A 20,794-nucleotide genomic window follows, 5' to 3' on the forward strand; every position below is an offset into this window, starting at 1 on the left:
AACAAGCCTTAGACCAAAATGTTTGAATTGGAGGTAGGAAAGCATGAAAAGAATAGGTTGTAGTTCTTTAACTACAACGCACGTCAATATTAGCCTTTACAAAAATAAATTGCCAGTTAGAGTATAAATGGTGATTGAAGATTTCTTTTGTTGATGTAAAATGAAAGAGCTTTCCAAGCCTCAAATGGACGGTCGGTAGATAACACATCAGCCCCACGGTCAATAAATTCAGCATATCGTTGGTAACCGGCTTTATCTGCAGACTTATCTAAGTTTCCAATAGTTCCTAAGATGGATTTGATGCCGTGCTGACGCAATAGACTGTACAATTCGGGTTGTGGTTCTCTCGTTCCAACAAAGGCAATTAGACGATTATCAGGAATCCCAAGGTCATTCAAACGGGTCAAGTCATCCTGGTTTTTAATCGTAGCTGAAATCATGATATCTGGTGCTAACCTGCTTACGGCAGCAGCTTGATTAGCGGTATACGTAATGATGATGGAATTGGCCTCTGCCTGTGCCTCACGTACAGCCTTAAGTACCAACTCATAGGGTACATCTCGCTTTACATCCAAAGTATAAATAACACGACCTTTTCCCCATTTCAAAACATCCAATAAGGTTGGAATACGGAAATCGGTTATTGTACTACCATTATCTTTCAAGTGTAGCTCTTGCAATTGTTCCCAGGTTTTATTGGCAAGTTTTCCTTTACCGGTAGTTGTACGATTTAAAGTCTCATCATGCATGAGCACCAACACAGAATCCTTCGTCATTGCAATATCCACTTCCATAATAGCTGGCATTTCCTTAGCTACTTCAACCATAGTCGCCAAACAATTCTCCGGATAACCTGGATGCGGTCCTCCACGATGCGCCGAAACCAAGGGAACTGAACCCTCTCCATAGGTCAGAAACTGATATAGCTCATCAACAGATTCAATTTTGAACTTAGGACTGATGGCTAATCCCTCTTCCGCAACCTCGGATGGTCCCCCTCGGAAACATGAAAATAATACAGTTGTTGCCAGGATAACGAGGGTATACCGTAATCCTGTTCTTAGCAAGGTAAAAGGCTTCATACTAAGTCTTGTTGTTTTACTAGTGCTACTAAATCTTCTAAACTGGTATTGATTTGATCGATAACAATATGGGCGCGGTCGTAATAGATAGCTCGTTCATTGAGCTTACTTTCGATGAAAGCTAAAAGTGCTTCACCCTGTAAGCCTTGAAGTGCCGGCCTTTTCTGTATATCGGAATTGCTTAATCTATTGAACAATGATTTTGGACTGTGCTTAAGGTATAGAACCGTACCATGGCTTAATAACCAATCCATATTGTCAAAATAACAAGGTGTACCGCCTCCGGTAGAAAGGATACCCACTCGATTTTCTTGCTCAAGGAGCATTTCTTTTTCCAATTCCCGAAATTTTGCTTCTCCGTGTAATTGAAAATACTCAGGAATACTCATGCCAATCTTGTTTACTAATTCATGATCTAAATCAATGAAAGGAACAGATAGTGCATTTGCCAATTTCTTTCCCCAAGTGGTTTTCCCACTCCCCATAAAGCCAATCAAGAATACCGGTTTCTCCATCTTATGGCGCCTTATCTAAATAGTTTTTGATTAACTCTTCTTTGCTTGGGAAATTAATAGAAGACCATTTCTTAATCACTGTGCCATTTAGCATCAGCATAACTCCCGGATTAGAACGAACCATACTCTTCAATGGTACAGCATCTACATAAAATGTCTCTAATACTAAATCCATCTGATCGTTTAAGTAATTAACCTCATCAGATGAGGATGCGGTTGCTAGGATAGCGCGGATATTATAATCTTCGGATAATTCCCGAATAGTATTATTGATTTTCTCCAATGCCTTAAGGTCAATTGGAGACATTTTAGAAACATTGGTACTCGTTACGATAAAGTTATAATATGGATTATTAATTACTTCTTCAGTTCGGTCTGTACCGTCCATATCAGAGATAATTAAATCAGGTATTTTAAGCTCAAATCCCTTCTTAACTAAGGTTGTTTTTGGTTCACCAATAATTTCCCAATCTTCATCTTCCCAAAGCTTCTGACTCATGTATTCTTTGTCAGTAACCTTTTTATTCTCATTGGTTTTCTTGTTTTTCATTTCGTAGATATGCTCATACACATCTGGTTCAGCTCCTTCAGGAACTTTCATTAATGAAGGGATATTATTTCCTTCCTTGTAGGGCAGGAAGTCCACAAAAGGCAAATAATATAAAGTGAAAATACCAATACCGAAAGACACAATAACGATTAATAAGGTTAAAAGATTAAGCGTAAATGGGCTTTTGATGATGGGTTTAATCTGCTTTCTAAAAATAAAAATGATAAGGATCAAGACGAGTAATACCAAATCCTTGATAAAGGATTCCCAAGGTGTTAAGGGGATAGCATCTCCGAAACAGCCACAGGATTTCACAGCACCAGATGCAGCGGAGTAAAAGGTAAGGAAGGTGAAAAATATGATGAGCAGCAAAAGTCCCCAAGCTACTTTTCTTCCAGCTAGCCCAATAAGTAATAAACCACCTAGGATGATCTCAATTGCACATAAAAAAATGGCAATCCAAGTGCTAAAGTCACTCAGGAAGCCCATGTGGAAGACATGGAAATATTCGTCGAGTTTATAGCCAAAACCCATTGGGTCATTCGCTTTTATCAGTCCGGAGAAAATAAACAATAGACCGACTAGAATTCTAGCGATCCACAATAGAATATTAGGTTTCGTAGGTTTTGCTGAAGAATTGCTTGCTGTAAACGTCATATTTATTAAGGGTTATTTTGCTAAGCCTAACTTGATTAAGGCAAAAACGGCATAGTTCAACATATCTTGATAATTCGCGGAAAGACCTTCAGAAACGATAGTTTGTCCATCATTATCTTCGATTTGCTTTACGCGTTGTAGTTTCATTAAGATTAGATCAGTTAAAGAAGATACACGCATATCTCGCCAAGCCTCTCCGTAATCGTGATTTTTGGCAAGCATAAGATCACGCGTCTCAGTAACCTTCTGATTATACTTTTGCTCGACCTCAGAAACCGGTAATTCCATCGGGTCAGCATCCGTTAATTCCAATTGCATCAAGGCAATCAAGCAATAATTTACAATACCAATGTACTCGTCAATTACGCCTTCACCAACTTTAGAAACTTTCTTTACCTCTAACGTGCGAATACGCTGTGCCTTGATAAAAATCTGATCTGTAATAGAGGCTGGACGCATTATTCGCCATGCCGTACCATAATCACTGGTCTTTTTTAAAAACAAATCTTGACAATGACCGATGACACGGTTGTATTCTGTAGTGGTATCCATAAAGTAAATTTGATTGATTGCTCAATTGACAAATATAGTCAGAATAAACATAAGAAATTAGTCACATTTGTGTACAATTTCCCATACTTTTCTTTCATTTTTGCTCTTTACAGTAACTTTGGCGAATGAAAATCTTGTATTTTCTACTGCATGATTTTTTAGTATTTGCCATGAATTATCGAATTTCACTTTTAGTAAGGTAATAATATGTGGATTAGAAACGGGAATTGCTAACTTTAAACTTGAGGGGATAGCCTAGGAAATATTAGTGTCATCTATTAATGACTTTTGACAAGGTTTCCTAATCTTAAAAGTACAAGACATAATAAGAAAACCAGCATTTGCACAATGGCTTCAACTGTCGGGAGACTACTATGAAAGTCTGTTAGACTACAGAATAAAACACGATGAAAATACAGAAACCGGAAATTAGAGAGGTAAATATCACCCGATATATTCAACCGTTTAGAGAGGGAGGATCACTTCCAGGCCTTGTGGATGCGGATGATGGCTTTAGCTATGTAATTAAATTCCGAGGAGCTGGTCAAGGAAAGAAGGCTTTGGTGGCCGAATTTATAGGAGGTGAGCTAGCACGCTTTCTCGGATTGCGAGTGCCAGAGATGGTGTATGCTTGCCTGGATGAAGGCTTTGGGAGAACCGAACCTGATGAGGAAATCCAAGACTTATTGAAATTCTCTGTTGGAAGAAATCTTGGTGTTAGCTTTCTCAATGGTGCCATTACCTTTGATGCCAATGCTGATCAAATAAGTGAAGAAGAAGCTTCAAAAATTGTATGGCTAGATGCCTTATTGATGAATGTGGACCGTACGGCTAAAAATACCAATATGCTGATCTGGCATAAGGAACTCTGGTTAATTGACCATGGTGCAGCCTTGTATTTTCACCACAGTTGGGATAATTGGGAAGAGCAAATAATGAAGCCCTTTGTACAGATTAAAGACCATGTCTTATTGAGCAAAGCAACGCAGATTGAACAAATTGATTCAACTTATAAAGCCTTATTCACTGCTGAAAACATAAAACCTATATTGGATGTGATTCCAGATGAATGGTTAATTGATGAGGTTCGTGAGCTGTCTGCTGAGGATGTTCGCAAGGTATATGTGGAGTTTTTAACCCAAAGAGCAGCAAATTCTGCTGTTTTTGTTAATCAAATTCAACATGTCCGCTAGTACCTTATATGAGTATGCGGTGGTCCGCCTAGTGCCACGTGTGGAGCGTGAAGAGTTTGTCAATATCGGCGTATTGTTATACTGTCGGAAACAGCGCTATGCTGAATTGTTATATTTTGTGGATGAGGAGCGATGTTGTCTTTTATCCAAAGAAATTGACTTTAGCCTTATTTATGCGCATTTGCAAAGTATGCATCACATTTGTAAGGGAAATAAGGAGGGGGGAGCCTTAGCTCAATTGGATCAGACGGAACGCTTTCGTTGGTTAACTGCAAAACGAAGTACCTTAATCCAATGTTCTGCTGTACACCCCGGATTATGTGTTGATGCCGAAGAAACGCATCGACAATTATTGGAAAAACTAGTGCTTTGATAAAAAGCCTCAAAATATCGTATTAAAAATATATGAAAGAATTTTACGAACATATCTTCGATAAGCAACAGGCTGTCCAGGATATGCCAAGTAATAAACGTATAGCCCAATGGGCGATCTCACTGTTGCACTTGCTGTTCCCAGAACGCAGTTCCAGTGATTTTAAAGAGGTTGCTGATGTTAAAGCGGCCTTTCAAGTAGCAGAGTCTGATTTGTATGAATTGCTGCTAAAAACTAAAGCTTGCTCTAGCTGTAATGTGAAAAAAGTATCGGAGGATTTCTTCTTACACTTGCCGCACATTTACGAAACTATGTTAACAGATGCGCAGTCCATTATGGAAGGAGATCCTGCAGCAAAGAGTTTAAACGAGGTTATCCGCACTTACCCCGGCTTCTTTGCTATTGCCATTTATCGCATGGCGCATGAACTGCATCAGCAGGGGATTCCTTTGATACCACGTATTCTTACGGAGCATGCGCATTCCAAAACAGGCATAGATATTCATCCAGCAGCAAGGATTGATGAATACCTGCATATTGACCATGGAACAGGTATTGTCATTGGCGAAACTTGTATCATCGGTAAGCATGTGAAGTTATATCAAGGTGTAACCTTAGGAGCATTAAGTGTAGAGAAGAATTTGGCGAATACACAACGTCATCCCATCATTGAAGATTATGTCATTATCTATGCAGGTGCGACCATTCTTGGTGGCGAAACGGTCGTAGGACATCATTCCATCATTGGAGGGAATGTATGGTTAACTACTTCCGTCGATCCTTATACTACTGTTTATCATCAACCCAATTCTAAATTTATAGAAACTAAACCCATCGTATAATGGCAGGAATAATAGATACAATTGGTAATACTCCTTTAGTGGAGATTACTCATTTTCACGATAATCCGAAGGTAAAGATCTTTGCCAAATTAGAAGGAAATAACCCTGGTGGCTCCGTCAAAGATAGAGCTGCATTAAATATGATCTCATCCGCATTGGAGCGTGGTGATATCCATAAGGACAGCAAATTAATAGAAGCGACTTCTGGTAATACAGGGATTGCATTAGCAATGATTGCTTCCATGTATGGACTAGAAATAGAATTGGTGATGCCATCTACTTCTACTCGTGAAAGAACATTGACAATGGAAGCATTTGGTGCCAAGGTTACCCTATTGGAGAACATGGAAGTATGTCGTGACTATGCTGAAGAAAAGGCAGCAAAAGGAGAGGCCTTTATCTTGAATCAATTTGCTAATCCCGACAATTATAAAGCACACATTAAAACAACCGGTCCAGAGATCTGGCGTGATACAAACCATCAAATCACGCACTTTGTAAGTGCTATGGGAACAACTGGTACTATTATGGGCTGTTCGATGTATTTGAAGGAACAGAATCCTGATATTCAGATTGTAGGATGCCAACCAACAGAAGAGTCCAGTATTCCAGGTATTCGACGTTGGCCGAAAGCATACTTACCTAAAATATTTGACCCTTCTAGAGTAGATAGAGTAATTGATGTATCCCAAGCAAACGCTACGGAGAAGACACGCGAATTAGCAAAGAAAGAAGGTGTATTTGCTGGAATGAGTTCTGGTGGAGCATTCCATGCAGCGGTGCAAGTGGCAAACGAAATAGAAGAAGGAACTATTGTGTTTATCGTATGTGACCGTGGAGATCGATATTTAAGTTCCGACCTGTTCGGATAAACTACCATTTAAAAAACAAACAAGGCGGTTAATTGAAAAATTAACCGCCTTGTTTGTTTATTCTAAGCAAGCATTACTTATTATCCCTTGTCCAGATTTCAAATATCGGCGCACCTTTGGAACTTAATCCACTATGTTCCCAAACGCTATTATTTACCTTTCCATCGAATTTTAGGGTAGCACCAACACGAGTATTATCTCGAGAGAAGAAGAGAATATTCTCGACATATTTCCCATCCTTAAAACTGTAAGTACCACCTCCTGAACCAAAGAATCTCTTTTCAGCAGGATTTATCGCTATCCATTGGAAATAGCCATCTACCAATAGCTTAATAGTCTTTCGGTCTCCCCGTGGGATTTGATTGATTTTTTCATCTTCCTTACGTCCGGTTATGCGCCATAAACCATCTAATTCTTGTTTAATCGCCGGAAGACGTTTAAAGGTTAAACCATCTGCAACAACTTGGTCTTTATCTACCTTGAAGGTCATAGTTTTGGTTGTTCCAATTTTGTCAGCCTGAGTGTCGTTATACTCGACCTTAATATTGATATTTTTACCATCGTAATTAAACGGGCCTCCACTAGTACCTAAATAGCTGTCCGGACCATATATCGTGTATGAACTGTAGCCATCTATCAATAACCAAAGGTAATTGGTGTTACCATCTTTAGCGAGATAGGCACCATTGATCGTGTTTTTTCCTTGACCAAATACAATAGCCGAAAGGAATAGGGCAAATAATATAAGCGAAAATCTTTTCATGTCTCTTTGATTTGATGTTCTTAAATATATTAATAACCAATAACTTGGGCAAACAGTTTTAGTGGTTTTGATGTATTGCTTTAGAAATCATGCGGAAAGTCATGTTGTTGTATTGTTTCAACAGCTATTTTTGCTTTCCAAGGGTAATAGGTACTTTTGCGCTTTACATTAATTGATATTACATTGATCACACAGCGGTTTCTCTTTACCATCACAACTATTTTAATTGCATTGCTTTCTTTGCAGTCAGCACATGCACAACAAGACACTTCTCGAAACATATCAGCAGATACCCTAACTAAAAAGTACCAGGAATCACCTTATAGCTACAGTCCTCCGAAGTTCTTGCGTGATACGTTAAAGGCAGAAATTAAACCTGTGAGAGAAAAGAAATTTTGGCGTGCTGGTACAGAATGGTTCTTGGCGCAAGCATTCCCTGCTAGTTTCAACCGGTTTATTACGCGTGACCCTTATTCCTACATCAGTTTTAAAAACTTCTTGGACCATCAACGTTTTAGTGCTTGGGATTGGGATGATAATCAATTTACGACCAATCAAATTGATCACCCATTCCATGGACAGATCTATTTCAATGCATTTCGTAGTAACGGTTATAATTTCTACCAATCCACTTTAGCGACTTTAGCAGGTAGCTATATTTGGGAGACTGCCGGTGAAACACAACATCCTTCCATCAATGATTTAGTTAATACCAGTTTTGGTGGTGTACTGCTCGGAGAAATGATGCACCGTGTATCTCGAAATATCCTGGCTCGAAGTAGGCATGGTCATAATCGAATTGGCAATGAAATAGTAGCTACGATGGTGAATCCTGTCAATGGATTAAACCGTTTGTTAGATGGTAAATGGGGGAAGAAAATTGATGATTATTACGAGGCTGACTCTTCCATCATTTCCGCAGAAGTAAATGCCGGTATTCGACGCTTTGATGCTAAGGATGGGGATTTCCTAAATAAAGGAAAGAATGCTTTCTATGGTCGCTTACGTTTTGTTTATAGCAATGGTGAGCATAACTACAAACGTCCATTTGATCAGTTCTCCGTGAACCTGGAGTTGGGGAATGGCGATAGTACATTTATCAATGCTGTCAATGTACATGCGCTCTTATACGGCGCTAAATTCTTTAAATCAAAACGTGGGGATCACTACGGAACTTTAAATGCCCACTATAACTTCTACAATAACGATGCGTTTTTCTATGGTGCGCAAAGTTTGAATTATACCTGGCTATCCGAGTTTAAGTATAAAAAAGGAAATAGGTTAAACTTAAGTGTAGGGGCAGGGGCTATTGTACTTGGAGCTGTACCTGATCCCTATCTTTTATATGGAGCCAGTAGAAACTACAATTATGGCTCAGGGGCATCCTATCGGTTTAAAGGCGAACTGATGTTGCTGAATCGTTTCCTATTGACTGCGGATTATAATGGTGCCATATTATATACCATTTCTGGAACCGACTCCTATTACGTGCTCCATGGGCTAGAGGTTCAAGGAAGCCTAAGATTGTATAAACGTTGGTCCATTAATTTAAGTTCAGGATACTTTAACTTACAAGGACATTTTAAAGCCAACCAATACCCTGATTTCAATCGTGAATATCCTTATGGTAGTTTGTCTATTGGCTACAATATTTTCTTTTAATTTTCCAAATGAAAAGATAGAGATTTGTATTTTAACGAAATTTTAACATCCTTTATTTTGTTTAGGAACAAATCTAAGTCGTATAACAGTTAAATTTTAACATTTTATTTATGTTAATTAACTTTTGTTTACAAAATCAAATGTTGGTTTCAAATAATTTTGTCTCATTAAATAATTCACAAGAATATGATTCAAAATTACAAAGTGCAGAGCCGTATGGCGGCATTAATTCTGCTCGGAAGCTTGTTATATGGGCAGGATTTCCATGCTCAACAAGACAGTGTAAAACTCCAAAGTTTACATGGTATTAATCTTTCAGTTATTACACCGAATGTAAATTACCTGTATGAAACTGGTATTGGAGACAAAAGTGTATTGGAATTCTCTGCTGGCGTTCAATACAATTTCATGTTTCGTATGCACGATGAAACCATTCTAGGAACTACCAAAGAATCGAGCACTAGTGAGAAGTCTAAAGAGTTCACCCATTCTTTCTCTCCTTACATCGGTCTTGGATATCGGTACTACTACGATCGAGATCGTAGAATTAGAAAGGGTTCAAACGTAAGCAACAATGCCGGAAATTATATTGGGTTTAGGACCTTAAACGGTATCGAAGGCTGGACAGAAAAAAATACCAAAATCAATGGTGTTTCCACATCCGAACAATACTTCTCCTCGACCTTCCAAACCAGGAATGCCATATTCTGGGGAATGCGCAGAAACCTTGGACACAACATCATGTACAACCTAGAACTAGGACCTGAAATAAGCTATTCCAAAGGAAAGAAAGTAAAAATACAGCCGTATTTGAATACTGGGTTTAGTATGATGTTTTAGAGAGAGATCGCTGTTGCCCTGCGGGCAGTATTAAGTAATTAGTATTTAGTATAAAGACCTATTGGCGGAGTAGACCTTTCAGAATTTACTGCTCAGAGCGATGTAATGTGCTCTTTCTAATTTCTTAAAATCTATTTTTTCACGCCAATAGGTCTAAATACTAACTACTATCGACTAAATACTAATATCATAAAAAAAGGTTGACAAAATTTTGTCAACCTTTTTTTATGATATTTTATAACTAATTCTAAATCGCTTATTTGCTATCTAGTTTCTCAAATTTATCGTAGTCGATCTTTTTAGATTTGATCTTAACGGTATTTTTCAATTGATCGAAAACTTTCAATGCTTTTACCTCTTCGAATAAGCGGTTAGCTTGCTCTCTGTCTGCTAATAATTGCATTGCGAATTGTTGCAATTGCTCATCAGTAGGTTCTTCATTGATGTTGTACATTTTGATTTGCGCATAGATACGTTCTTTTGCTAAATCAACAACTTCGTCGTATTTCACTTCTAAGTTGTTTGCTGTAACGATGCGGTTTTCAATGATTGTCCATTTCAAGTTGCTCAAGAAATCAGCGAAACCTTCTTCAATTTCTTCTGCTTTCAAGTTAGGGTTAGTTGCTTGTAACCATTTCTTAAGGAAAGCTTCAGGGAATTTAGCATCCACTTTTTCCATTCCGAAAGTGTACATATCGTTACGAAGACGTTGAGCAGCATTTTGCTTGAATAAGTTCTCTACTTCTTCTTTAACTTTCTCGTTGAATTGCTCTGCAGTAGTTACATCACCATCTGGGAACAATTTATCAAAGAACTCTTGGTTTAAGTCAGATTCCTCTAAACGGTTTACATTTTTAACGGTCAATTCGAAGTTTGTAACGTCTAGGTTTTCTGCTTCTTCTTCGTTAATACCTAAAATACGCGCAAGGTCAGCAACTTTGAATGCTTTCTTCACATCGATTTTAACGGTATCATCTTTCTTAAGACCTACTAAAGATTTTTTGATTTTTGCATCTTCAATGCTGTCTGTACGAACGGAAGTAGTTTTTTCAATACCATCTTCTTTATCTTGTTTCAATGTCGCGTATAAAACGTCACCTTCCTCAGAAACCTCTGGGTTAGTCATTTTACCGTAGCTACGACGTAAGTTCTTGATACGTTCTGTAAGGGTAGCTTCGTCAGCTTGGATATCGTACTCTGTGAATTCAGTTTCGCCAGTGAATGGAGTTTCGAATTCTGGAGCAATACCGATTTCGTAGTTGAAGTTAAAGGTATCTTTAAAATCCCAGTTGTATTTCTCATCAGTTTCGCCGTCAGCAGGAAGAGGTTGACCCAATACTTCTAACTTTTGCTCGCCGATGTATTCTGCGATTTTATCATTGATCAATTTGTTGATTTCATCAAACAAAATAGATTTACCATACATACGTCTGATGTGACCTGTAGGAACCATTCCTGGACGGAATCCTGGTAATTTAGCCTTCTTTGCTTGATCCTTGATTGCTTTATCAACTTGAGGGTTATAGTCCTCTGGAGTAATCTCTACCGAGATATTCGCGTTGATGTTATCAATGTTCTGGTGTGAAATATTCATACTCGTTATTTACCTTTTTGCAATTTAAAAAAAAATCCTCCCGATAATTAGTTTCGGGAGGACATCAAGTGCGGAAGAAGGGACTCGAACCCCCACGCCTCGCGGCGCCAGATCCTAAGTCTGGTGCGGCTACCAATTACGCCACTTCCGCAGTTAGGATTTTATTGAGCCACAAAGATAGAAACCTATCCTATATATGTCAAGACTTTTTTTGCCTTTTTTACTTTATCAGCCGTAAGTGCTTGTTTGTTAAGTCCCTAAATTTTAATCTGACCTATGGTCATCTCTTATTTATTTCCAGCCTGCCTCATCATCATTCACCCGGATACGCCTTTAAACGATATTTAGGTTGTTTTTCATCCAATTTCGGCAGATTCCCTGTTCTATAACCACCTTCCTCCAATCTGCTAAAAGTATCTATATACATATGTCTCTCTTTTGTGTCACTTTTCCTCCTCTTCTTCCTTTTTAATCCTCCTTTTTCCTTACGATTTCTGTAGTCTTTTATCTGATGTCTAATCGTCTCTTACAGAGGTTTTCTTTGGTACTTATTCGGATCTCCTTCGGAACTCCTTCGGATCTTGTTCGGATCTCGTTCGGTTAGAAGCGAACGAGATCCGAACAAGATCCCTATTAGATCCAAGGAAATTCCTTTGTAATCTCGAACCAAACCCTACGTATTCTTAAGCTTAAACATACCATAACATTAAGCCAATAGGAGAGAAGATGAATCCCGAATGCTAAAAGGTAAAATGCAAAAATAGATAAAGGCCATTTTAAGTCAAATGGAATGGAAAGTTTATGTGCTTGCAGAAAAAAAGTAAAAAATATTTTGTGATATGAAATATTCTACATTACTTTGAAACACAAAGTACTTTTATGAATCAGAAAGATTTACTTCAGGAAATAGGTCAAATACGCTCGATGATGGAGAAGTCCTCCAAGTTCATGTCCATTTCAGGCATGTCGGGAGTTGTCATAGGCTGTGTTGCTTTGGTTGGTGCCGCTGCTGCTTATTTTACGGTGTATGGTACAAAGAGCGATTTTGGATATAGAGATTTCTACGTATTGGATGAACAAGTCATCTGGAAACTTGTAGGGATTGCCTTATTGGTATTATTGGCGTCCATCATCCTTGGAATTAGTATGGCTAAGGCAAAGGCAAAGAAATCAGGACAATCCATTTGGAACCCGACCAGTAAAGCTCTATTAAAGGCTATGGCCGTTCCTTTGGTAACAGGGGGGCTATTTTCTCTTATTCTGATCAGTAAAGGTGTGTTTGGCTTAATCGCGTCTAGCTTATTGATCTTTTATGGGCTTTCGTTAGCCGCTGCCAGTACCTATACTTTTCGGGAAGTTCGGGTGCTAGGGATTTTGGAAATTGTCCTAGGCTTGTTAGCTTTGGCCTTCCCTGGATATGGCATCTGGTTCTGGTCCATAGGATTCGGTGTATTACACATACTTTACGGATTAATCGTGCATAAGAAATACGAAAAGTGAGTTTAGATTTATCATTATATGACAAGGTTTTAGAAAATAGAATTAGGCTTCAGATTATGAGTATTCTGATGGCTAATGATTCCTATGACTTTAATTCCTTAAAAGAATTGCTGGAAGTGACCGATGGAAATCTGGCTTCCAATTTGAAAAGTTTAGAAAAAGAAGAATATATCAATGTCACGAAATCTTTTGTTGACAGAAAACCGAATACACGCTATAGTAAAACAGAAAAGGGAGCTAAAGCATTTGAAAATCACTTAGCAGCTCTAGAAAATTTGATAAAACAACAGTACAAGTAATTTTTTTTATACCATTACTTTGAAATACAAAGTACTTTTTAAAACTAAAAAACTAAGAAATATGAGAGGACTTCGCTTAAAATTTATGTTATGGCTTTACGATCATTCTTCCCGCATCTATGCCAAAATATTTAAAGCTGGAAAAACACCTTGGGGGATAGCTAAGGAAGAATTTCTACAATATCCTAAGAATTCCTTAGGCTATAAATTAGGTGAATTTTATAGGGATAAGGGATTTGACGTTATGCCAACCTTGGAAAACCACGATGTCTTTCACATACTTACCGAGACGGATACCCAGATCAAGGATGAGATCGCTATGCAATACCTTTTATTTGGGAACTCCAAGCTAAGCCTTTACTTAATCGGCATGTTACTCGTAGGAACATTCATATTTCCAGAACATTTTCGCTATTACCGTTCTTCTTACCGAAAAGGGCAGGCGATGAAAAAGTTTCATCATCTAGAATTTAAGGAATACTTGCATATGAACGTGCAAGTTCTTCGACAATCATTTTATACAAAACATATTTACGCATATATCAAAAACTAAACGCATGGAAAATTTTAATCAACCCACAGAAGAAAGGTTTCCGAAGGAACCTTCATTCTTCGAAAAATTGAGTCAATCAGTAATCTTGAAAGTGATCTTCATATTTTTTCTGACGCTCGTTTTATTGATACCATTAGAGATGGTAAACGATCTCATTAGAGAGCGTAAGGACCGAGGATCGAGTGTTAGCCGGGAAATAGCGATGAAGTGGGGTACAGACCAAGTCATCCTAGGGCCTGTATTGGCTGTTCCATATGATGCTATTGAGGAAAAAATAGAATCATTGCCTGATGGAAAGTCCAAAACCATTCAGACGAAAGTCACACAATATGCTTTTTTGATGCCTAATGAGGTGAAGGTTGATGGCGATGTAAAACCCGAGGTCAAAAAGCGTGGGATCTATCAAGCCATATTGTACAGTACAAAGGTTGATTTAAAGGGTAATTTTTCAGGCTTTGATTTGGAGAAATTGCCTGTCGATCAAGCGGATTTGAGATGGAAAGAATCAAAATTGATTGTTGGGATTGAAGATTTCAAGGGTTTATCCAAAAACCCGGTTATTACTTGGGCAGGTAAGCCTTATGAGATGACAAAGAATAATCAGGAAGTTCGCTTATTCCGAGAGAATTTGACGGTTACAGTACCCTTGGAAGGACCAGAATCTGTGAAGCAGGCATTTTCCTTGCCATTGGAATTAAGAGGTTCCAAGTCCTTGAATTTTTTACCATTAGCCAAGCAAACACAAATCAAAGTAAAGGGTGATTGGTCAAATCCAAGCTTTAACGGTAATTTTTTACCTGAAAAAAGAGAAGTAGGTCAATCATTTGATGCGCTTTGGAATATTCCAGCATTTACCAGGAAAGTACCTCAACATTGGTCAGGATTCCCAAGTATAATTTTTAAATTCCAAGGATTGGAACTCAATTCAGAAGACCGAATGATGTCTAGTTCTGAAGAAACCTATATGCAATCTCAGGCAGCTGCAAACGCTGTGGCATCCGGTAGCAATGAAAATATAGAGACTTCAAATGATTTGGATCTCGTGCAGATTAACTTCCTGCCATCGGTGAACAATTATCAGAAGATCACAAGAGTGGCGAAGTATGGAATCCTGGTAGTAGGATTGACCTTTGTTTCTTTGATTTTTATGGAATTGATCAAAAAGCAAAAGGTACATGTTGTTCAATATGTGTTAATCGGATTTGGTATGGTGTTATTCTATGGATTATTATTGGCCATTTCTGAGCATTTGGGCTTTAATTGGGCATACCTGGTCTCTGCATTAGCGACGATGGCCTTAATATCAACGTACATTATGGGGATTACTAAAAACCGTAAATCAGCGATGTTGTTTGGGGTCATTCTTTCGATATTTTACCTGTTCATTTATGTGTTACTGCAATTACAAGATTACTCGTTAATCGTAGGTATGATTGGTCTGTTTGTCATCTTGGCTGTTCTTATGCGTTTGTCCACCAAGATCGAATGGAATTTAGCGGATAGAAAATGATCAAATTAGGAAAGATATCTTTAAGGATGTACCTCAGCAGCATTTGGCTGCTATGGCATAGTCATAAGCGCTATTAAGTACTGAAATCTGTGTTATATTTCGCTTTGCCTGCCAACTTTAGTAAATTGGTAGGCAAAATGAAATATACTATGCGGAAAATTACCTGGATTGGCGCATGCATATTAATCAGTAATATGACTATGGCACAACGAACAATAGATGTTAATGATAAACTGGAGCGTCCAAAGCTTGCAGTTAAAACAATGAAAAGCACCGGCTCCGAAGCTTTATCACCAAAGAAATTATGGGAATTGGGTAGAGTTGCTGCCGAAGGTATTTCAGCAGATGGGTCCCAATTGATTTATTCTGTTTCCAACTATCAGTTCGAGGAGAACAAATCCGAAAAGAACTTATTTGTTATTCCAACCAAAGGTGGCGAAGCCAAGCAGTTCACCAATGAGGCTGGAGGAGAATCTGTCATTCAGGTGGAGCCTAATGGCGATGTCCTGTATATGTTTAAAGGACAAATCTGGAGAAAGAACCTTCGCGGTGGAGATGCCGTGCAGTTAAGCCATGTGGAAGAGGGATTGGAAAATGTGAAATTATCGCCAGATGGTAAACATATCCTTTTCAGCAAATCCGTTTTATTAAAACCTTATCATTCTGTTGATAAATACAAAGATCTGCCAAAGTCGGATGTCTACATCTATGATAATTTAGATTACAGGCATTGGGATACCTGGATGGATGGACGTTTCAACCATCCATTTGTTGCGACTTATGATAACGGAAAATTGGGAGAAGCAAAAGACATCATGGAAGGTGAAGCATTTTATTCTCCGCAGATGCCTTTTGGCGGTGCAGAAGACTTTTCTTGGTCTCCTGATGGACAGTCGATCTATTACGTGAGTAAAAAGAAATTTGGGACGGAATATGCTGTTAGTACCAATGCCGATATCTATCGTTATGACTTGGCAAGTGGGAAGACATCCAATGTAACTGAGGGAATGCAGGGTTATGATACCAATCCGCAGTTTAATAAACTAGGGAATGTACTTTCTTGGCTGAGCATGAAGACTGATGGTTATGAAGCCGATAAGAATGATATCTATGTATTGGATTCTAAATCCAATATTAAATTAAATCTGACTGGGCATTGGGATGGTACCGTGAATTCATATACTTGGAGCAAGGATAATAAACGCATTTATTTTGTGGCGCCTGTTCAAGGTACGGTTCAGTTATTTGAAGTGATGGTGCCTGTGAACTTCCGAGTGAAGTCCTTGCCTCAGATCAACCAATTGACAGCAGGAGATTTTGATATCACAGGTATAGTTGGCGAAACGAAAGATGGTATAGTCGTAACTTCTACTCGCATGACTCGAGCTTCAGAGGTGTTTTTCTTTCCAATCAAAGGGAAGGAATTGAGTCAGATTACAAAAGTCAATGATGCAGCTTATAGCCAGATTGCCGATACCAAAGTAGAGAGCCGTGTCACGAAAGCTTCAGATGGAAGAGATTTGTTCTCTTGGGTTATCTATCCGCCAAATTTTGATCCGGCTAAGAAATACCCAACATTATTATTCTGTCAAGGAGGACCACAATCAGCAACGACACAATCCTATTCTTTCCGTTGGAACTTTCAGTTGATGGCATCGCAAGGCTATATTGTAATAGCTCCGAACCGCCGAGGAATGCCTGGCTGGGGTGTGGAATGGAATGAGGAAATCTCCAAAGATTGGGGAGGACAGGCCATCCGCGATTACTTGTCGGCTATTGATGATCTAGCTAAGGAATCTTATGTCGATAAGAGCCGTTTAGGCGCTGTAGGAGCGAGCTATGGTGGTTACTCGGTATTTCAGCTGGCTGGTGTACATGAAGGTCGTTTTAAGACCTTTATTTCGCACTGTGGATTATTCAATATGGAGTCTTGGTATGGTACAACAGAAGAGCTGTTCTTTGCAAATCATGACCTAGGAGGTCCTTATTGGGATGCTGCGAATAATAAAACTTATACCGAATATAACCCTATGCGTCATGTCGATAAATGGGATACACCAATCTTAATCATTCAAGGAGGCAAGGATTACCGTGTTCCAATCGGACAAGGCCAAGAAGCATTTCAAGCTGCACAACTGCGCGGTATTAAATCGCGCTTTATGTATTTACCAGACGAGAATCACTGGGTACTTTCTGGACAAAACGCCCAAGTATGGCAAAGAGAGTTCTTTGGCTGGTTGAAGGAAACGCTTGATTAGTATTTAGTAATTAGTATTTAGTATATAGACCTATAACGGCCAGTATTAGTGATAAAAAATAAAGATTTTAAGGGATGCTTGCATCCCTTTTTTCATTCTGAAATATTAGGATATCAAAAGTAGGTATATAATGGTGGTGATTTAGAACAGAAAGTGTAATCTTCTATTTATGTCTTTGTACTCAATTCCTTTTAATTTCTAAATAATGAATAAGTCCCTCAATTCACGAAGAATTGAGGGACTTATTATATAAGTTGTTTTCTATAAAAAAAGCATTGTTTTTAACCCTTAAAGGTCTAAATACTAACTACTAAATACTAACTACTTATTTCGTGTCTTTCTTTCCGAAAATAGAAATCTTCAAGTATTTACCTGGGTTTTTCTTCAGGTCGTTTACTAGTTCGTTTAGACTTTCTGAGGAGTTTGCCAAGTTGTTGTACAGTTTGTCGTCGTTTAGGAGTAAGCTTAAGGATCCTTCTCCGGTATTGATCTTATTGGTGATCGCGCGTACATCTAACATCGCTTGATTAGCATTGTCGATGGTTGCTTTGATTTCTGTTTTGGAGAGATCATCCGATAAGTTATCAAGATTAGCAAGAATGCTGTTGATTTTCTTGTCGTTTTGTTTGAAGTTATTGGTGATGGACTCTAAGTTCGCTAAGATGTTAGTTAGCTTAGCGCGTTCGCTACCCATTAAACCATCAACGTCATTGGTGATTTTCTCTAGGTTTTTCAAAGAGACAGAGATACTATGAACCGAACTTTTGAAGTCGCGTTGGAAATTCTCATCCAATACGGAGTTTACACCAGACAGTACAGAATCTAATTTTACTACTAGGTTTTCGATTTTCTTTTGTAGAGGTTCTACCTTTTCCATTAGGTTGGCTTGAACATCGGAAAGAAGCGGGTCACCATTTCTGGCCATTGTAGTGCTGTTTCCCAATTCGAAAACAATAGCTTTACTTCCCAATAAGTCGGCACTGACAATGCGTGCTACCGTATTGGAAGGAATCTCGATATCATCTTTAATTTTAAATTCTGTTTTAATCTTGCCATTGGGTTGCAGGGTAAGATTGGAAACACGACCGATTTGGAAACCATTTACCAATACGGGTTTGGATACGGCAAGCCCATCCACATTGTCGTATTCTGTATAAAAGACGTTTTCACTACTGAAAACGTTGTTACCTTTTAGAAAGCTGTAACCAATAAATAACAAGGCGATAGCAATACAGGTGAGCGCACCGACCTTAGTTTCATTAGAAATTTTCAAAATGATTCGATTTTAAGAGTATCTACTAATAATTATACAGCAAGTTAAGAAAAACTTTATTTTTCAACGGATTTTCTATAGTTATTTATTGCATTGAATAAATCTGTTACGATTGCTTCTTGACCAGCAGCGGAATTCATGTAACGTTCTTCCTCCGGATTGCTGATAAATCCGATTTCGGTAAGTACCGCTGGCATACCTGCTGTTGCCAGTACTCCTAGGGATTGTTCTTTCACTCCACGGTTCGTACGATTGGAGTTTGTGAATTGCATTTGCATATAGCTGGCGATTCGGATACTCTGCTCACGATAACGGCGTTTCATCAATGAAAAGACAATATAAGTTGATGGATCTTTAGGGTCAAATCCACCGTAGTTTTCTTTGTAGTTTTCCTCCAATAGGATGGATGCGTTTTCTCGAAGTGCCACATCTTGTTCACCGGTACGTCCAAAACCCAATACCAAAGTTTCTGTTCCGGCAGCAGAGGTGTTCAATACGCGTTGCGTAACATATTTTCCACGGCTGTTTTTCACTCTTCTAGAGGTTGTCCCTCCGGAGTTACAGTGAATGGAAATAAATAAATCAGCATTGTGTTGGTTGGCTACTTTAGGTCTTGCATAGACAGGTAAGAATACATCAGTAGAGCGCGTGTAGACTACTTTTATTCCTGGGAATTCTTTTTTGATTTTATTGCCAAGTTTCAAAGCGACCTGTAAAGCGATATCCTTTTCTTTGGAGACACGTCCTACAGCGCCAGAATCATGACCGCCATGACCGGCATCCAATACAATGGTACGAAGTTCTTTTTTTGGTTTTTCTTGATCGTTGTCTTGATCAATCGGTCTAAATGCTGCAAATACAATAACAATTAAACAAAGCGCCGTGCGCCCTAATATCCTCACTACGTCTGGATTCTTGTTTACTAGCCTCTTCAATTTTTATAATTATTTGTTTTTCAAGACTCAGGTTTATACTGTAAGCAGTGATCCGCTATTACATTCCTGAGCTGGTTTTATAACGTTTTACTGCATCAACAATGTTGCCAACAATTTCAGTTTGTCCTTTTTGAGACAACATATAGTTTTCTTCATCGGGATTGCTGATAAAACCAATCTCGGTTAAAGCAGCAGGCATACTAGCAAATGCCAGTACCGCTAAGGATAATTCCTGAACACCACGGTTCTCACGTCCTAAACGAACATATTCATCTTGAATGTATGATGCAAAACGAATACTCTTATCACGATAGGTTCTTTTTAAAAGGGAGAAGATGATATAAGTAGATGGATTGTTTGGATCAAATCCACCGTAGTTTTCCTTATAGTTTTCCTCCATTAAGATATCGGCATTCTCACGCATAGCAACGGTAGATTCTCCACGTTGGAGACGGTTGTAACCACATACGAAAGTTTCTGTTCCACTAACACTTGGTCTACGGATGGTACGGGTTGTATAACGGCCGTTCTTTCCTTTTACCCGTTGATCCGAGTCTGCGGAGTTACAGTGTATCGACAAGAATAAATCAGCATGGTTCCTATTGGCTATTTCTGAGCGTTCGCGAAAAGGAACATCAATATCCTTTTCCCGTGTCAAGATAGCTTTAACACCAGGTAATTCTTTTTCTATGGCTTCTTTGAGTTTAAGCGATACTTGCAAGGTAATATCTTTTTCAGCAGAAATTCTTCCCTCAGCACCAGGAAGGTTTCCTCCATGTCCTGGGTCAATAACGATTAACTTCATCGCTTTATTGCTGTTGCTTTCCTTAACTTGATCGGTGCTTAGGTTCTTTCCATTGATTTCTCCTACAAAAAGACCAATGGATAATACAGGTAGGGTGATGCCCAAAAATATAAGGGCTAATTTTGTTCTTCGATTAAGATTCATTTCCAACTTCTCCATTTTTATA

Annotated in this window: 20 protein-coding genes and 1 tRNA gene; 11 read left to right on the forward strand and 10 right to left on the reverse strand. The window is 38.6% G+C overall.

Annotated elements, in window-relative coordinates; genetic code table 11:
• Window positions 1-116: 116 nt before the first annotated feature.
• Genes ABD676_RS04990 through ABD676_RS05005 form a run of 4 tightly spaced genes read right to left on the reverse strand, consistent with a single transcriptional unit; the run spans window position 117 to window position 3,356 of the window.
• Window positions 117-1,082, reverse strand: a complete 966-nt coding sequence (locus ABD676_RS04990; protein ID WP_344673493.1) for a glycerophosphodiester phosphodiesterase family protein — start codon at window positions 1,080-1,082, stop codon at window positions 117-119.
• Window positions 1,079-1,597: a shikimate kinase gene (locus tag ABD676_RS04995; RefSeq protein WP_344673494.1), complete on the reverse strand. Its 519-nt coding sequence runs from the start codon at window positions 1,595-1,597 to the stop codon at window positions 1,079-1,081. Before ABD676_RS04995 ends, ABD676_RS04990 begins: the two co-directional genes overlap by 4 nt.
• Window position 1,598: 1 nt before the next feature.
• Window positions 1,599-2,804, reverse strand: a complete 1,206-nt coding sequence (locus ABD676_RS05000; protein WP_344673495.1) for a BT_3928 family protein — start codon at window positions 2,802-2,804, stop codon at window positions 1,599-1,601.
• 12 nt (window positions 2,805-2,816) lie between these two features.
• Window positions 2,817-3,356 (reverse strand): DUF1599 domain-containing protein, encoded by a 540-nt coding sequence (locus ABD676_RS05005; protein ID WP_344673496.1) that lies wholly within the window; start codon window positions 3,354-3,356, stop codon window positions 2,817-2,819.
• A 407-nt stretch (window positions 3,357-3,763) separates the two neighbouring features.
• Between ABD676_RS05005 and ABD676_RS05010 the strand changes: the two genes are divergently transcribed.
• Genes ABD676_RS05010 through cysM form a run of 4 tightly spaced genes read left to right on the forward strand, consistent with a single transcriptional unit; the run spans window position 3,764 to window position 6,636 of the window.
• A complete protein-coding gene (locus ABD676_RS05010) occupies window positions 3,764-4,549 on the forward strand; it encodes a HipA family kinase (protein WP_344673497.1) in 786 nt (261 codons plus the stop codon).
• Window positions 4,539-4,922 carry a DUF3037 domain-containing protein gene (locus ABD676_RS05015; protein ID WP_344673498.1) on the forward strand — a complete coding sequence of 128 codons (384 nt, stop codon included), beginning with the start codon at window positions 4,539-4,541 and terminating at the stop codon, window positions 4,920-4,922. The genes ABD676_RS05010 and ABD676_RS05015 overlap by 11 nt, the downstream gene beginning before the upstream one ends.
• Before the next feature lie 32 nt (window positions 4,923-4,954).
• Window positions 4,955-5,764, forward strand: a complete 810-nt coding sequence (locus ABD676_RS05020) for a serine O-acetyltransferase (RefSeq protein ID WP_344673499.1) — start codon at window positions 4,955-4,957, stop codon at window positions 5,762-5,764.
• On the forward strand, window positions 5,764-6,636 hold the full coding sequence (gene cysM / locus ABD676_RS05025; RefSeq protein ID WP_344673500.1) for a cysteine synthase CysM: 873 nt from the start codon (window positions 5,764-5,766) through the stop codon (window positions 6,634-6,636). Before ABD676_RS05020 ends, cysM begins: the two co-directional genes overlap by 1 nt.
• A gap of 73 nt (window positions 6,637-6,709) precedes the next feature.
• On the opposite strand, the gene ABD676_RS05030 is transcribed toward cysM, so the two are convergent.
• Window positions 6,710-7,399: a hypothetical protein gene (locus ABD676_RS05030; protein WP_344673501.1), complete on the reverse strand. Its 690-nt coding sequence runs from the start codon at window positions 7,397-7,399 to the stop codon at window positions 6,710-6,712.
• 156 nt (window positions 7,400-7,555) lie between these two features.
• Here ABD676_RS05030 and ABD676_RS05035 point away from each other — a divergent pair, with 156 nt between their 5' ends.
• On the forward strand, window positions 7,556-9,061 hold the full coding sequence (locus ABD676_RS05035) for a DUF3943 domain-containing protein (protein WP_344673502.1): 1,506 nt from the start codon (window positions 7,556-7,558) through the stop codon (window positions 9,059-9,061).
• Between the two features lie 186 nt (window positions 9,062-9,247).
• Window positions 9,248-9,901, forward strand: a complete 654-nt coding sequence (locus ABD676_RS05040; protein WP_344673503.1) for a hypothetical protein — start codon at window positions 9,248-9,250, stop codon at window positions 9,899-9,901.
• A gap of 256 nt (window positions 9,902-10,157) precedes the next feature.
• Here ABD676_RS05040 and ABD676_RS05045 read toward each other — a convergent pair whose 3' ends face one another.
• Both ABD676_RS05045 and ABD676_RS05050 read right to left on the reverse strand, forming a co-directional pair.
• On the reverse strand, window positions 10,158-11,495 hold the full coding sequence (locus ABD676_RS05045) for a trigger factor (RefSeq protein ID WP_344673504.1): 1,338 nt from the start codon (window positions 11,493-11,495) through the stop codon (window positions 10,158-10,160).
• A 69-nt stretch (window positions 11,496-11,564) separates the two neighbouring features.
• Window positions 11,565-11,646 (reverse strand) — tRNA-Leu (locus ABD676_RS05050).
• 728 nt (window positions 11,647-12,374) lie between these two features.
• On the opposite strand from ABD676_RS05050, the gene ABD676_RS05055 reads away from it, so the two are divergent.
• The 5 genes from ABD676_RS05055 to ABD676_RS05075 all read left to right on the forward strand — a co-directional run bounded on the left by ABD676_RS05055 (window position 12,375) and on the right by ABD676_RS05075 (window position 17,615).
• Window positions 12,375-12,995: a hypothetical protein gene (locus tag ABD676_RS05055; RefSeq protein WP_344673505.1), complete on the forward strand. Its 621-nt coding sequence runs from the start codon at window positions 12,375-12,377 to the stop codon at window positions 12,993-12,995.
• Window positions 12,992-13,294 carry a winged helix-turn-helix domain-containing protein gene (locus tag ABD676_RS05060; protein ID WP_344673506.1) on the forward strand — a complete coding sequence of 101 codons (303 nt, stop codon included), beginning with the start codon at window positions 12,992-12,994 and terminating at the stop codon, window positions 13,292-13,294. The genes ABD676_RS05055 and ABD676_RS05060 overlap by 4 nt, the downstream gene beginning before the upstream one ends.
• A gap of 61 nt (window positions 13,295-13,355) precedes the next feature.
• Complete coding sequence (locus ABD676_RS05065; protein WP_344673507.1) at window positions 13,356-13,847, forward strand: Coq4 family protein; 492 nt, start codon at window positions 13,356-13,358, stop codon at window positions 13,845-13,847.
• Window positions 13,848-13,851: 4 nt separating this feature from the next.
• The gene (creD, locus tag ABD676_RS05070) at window positions 13,852-15,357 is read left to right on the forward strand and encodes a cell envelope integrity protein CreD (RefSeq protein ID WP_344673508.1); all 1,506 of its coding nucleotides are present in this window, start codon (window positions 13,852-13,854) and stop codon (window positions 15,355-15,357) included.
• 200 nt (window positions 15,358-15,557) lie between these two features.
• Window positions 15,558-17,615 carry a S9 family peptidase gene (locus ABD676_RS05075; RefSeq protein WP_344673509.1) on the forward strand — a complete coding sequence of 686 codons (2,058 nt, stop codon included), beginning with the start codon at window positions 15,558-15,560 and terminating at the stop codon, window positions 17,613-17,615.
• 325 nt (window positions 17,616-17,940) lie between these two features.
• Here the strand turns inward: ABD676_RS05075 and ABD676_RS05080 are convergent, their stop codons facing one another.
• From ABD676_RS05080 to ABD676_RS05090, 3 genes are read right to left on the reverse strand one after another with little or no spacing between them, the layout of a single operon-like run.
• Window positions 17,941-18,888 (reverse strand): MlaD family protein, encoded by a 948-nt coding sequence (locus ABD676_RS05080; RefSeq protein WP_344673510.1) that lies wholly within the window; start codon window positions 18,886-18,888, stop codon window positions 17,941-17,943.
• A gap of 56 nt (window positions 18,889-18,944) precedes the next feature.
• Window positions 18,945-19,823, reverse strand: a complete 879-nt coding sequence (locus ABD676_RS05085; RefSeq protein ID WP_344673511.1) for an N-acetylmuramoyl-L-alanine amidase family protein — start codon at window positions 19,821-19,823, stop codon at window positions 18,945-18,947.
• A gap of 58 nt (window positions 19,824-19,881) precedes the next feature.
• Window positions 19,882-20,787 carry an N-acetylmuramoyl-L-alanine amidase family protein gene (locus tag ABD676_RS05090; protein WP_344673512.1) on the reverse strand — a complete coding sequence of 302 codons (906 nt, stop codon included), beginning with the start codon at window positions 20,785-20,787 and terminating at the stop codon, window positions 19,882-19,884.
• Window positions 20,788-20,794: the final 7 nt, after the last annotated feature.

Origin of the sequence: Sphingobacterium kyonggiense (assembly GCF_039536825.1) — a bacterium.
GTDB classification, from domain to species: domain Bacteria; phylum Bacteroidota; class Bacteroidia; order Sphingobacteriales; family Sphingobacteriaceae; genus Sphingobacterium; species Sphingobacterium kyonggiense.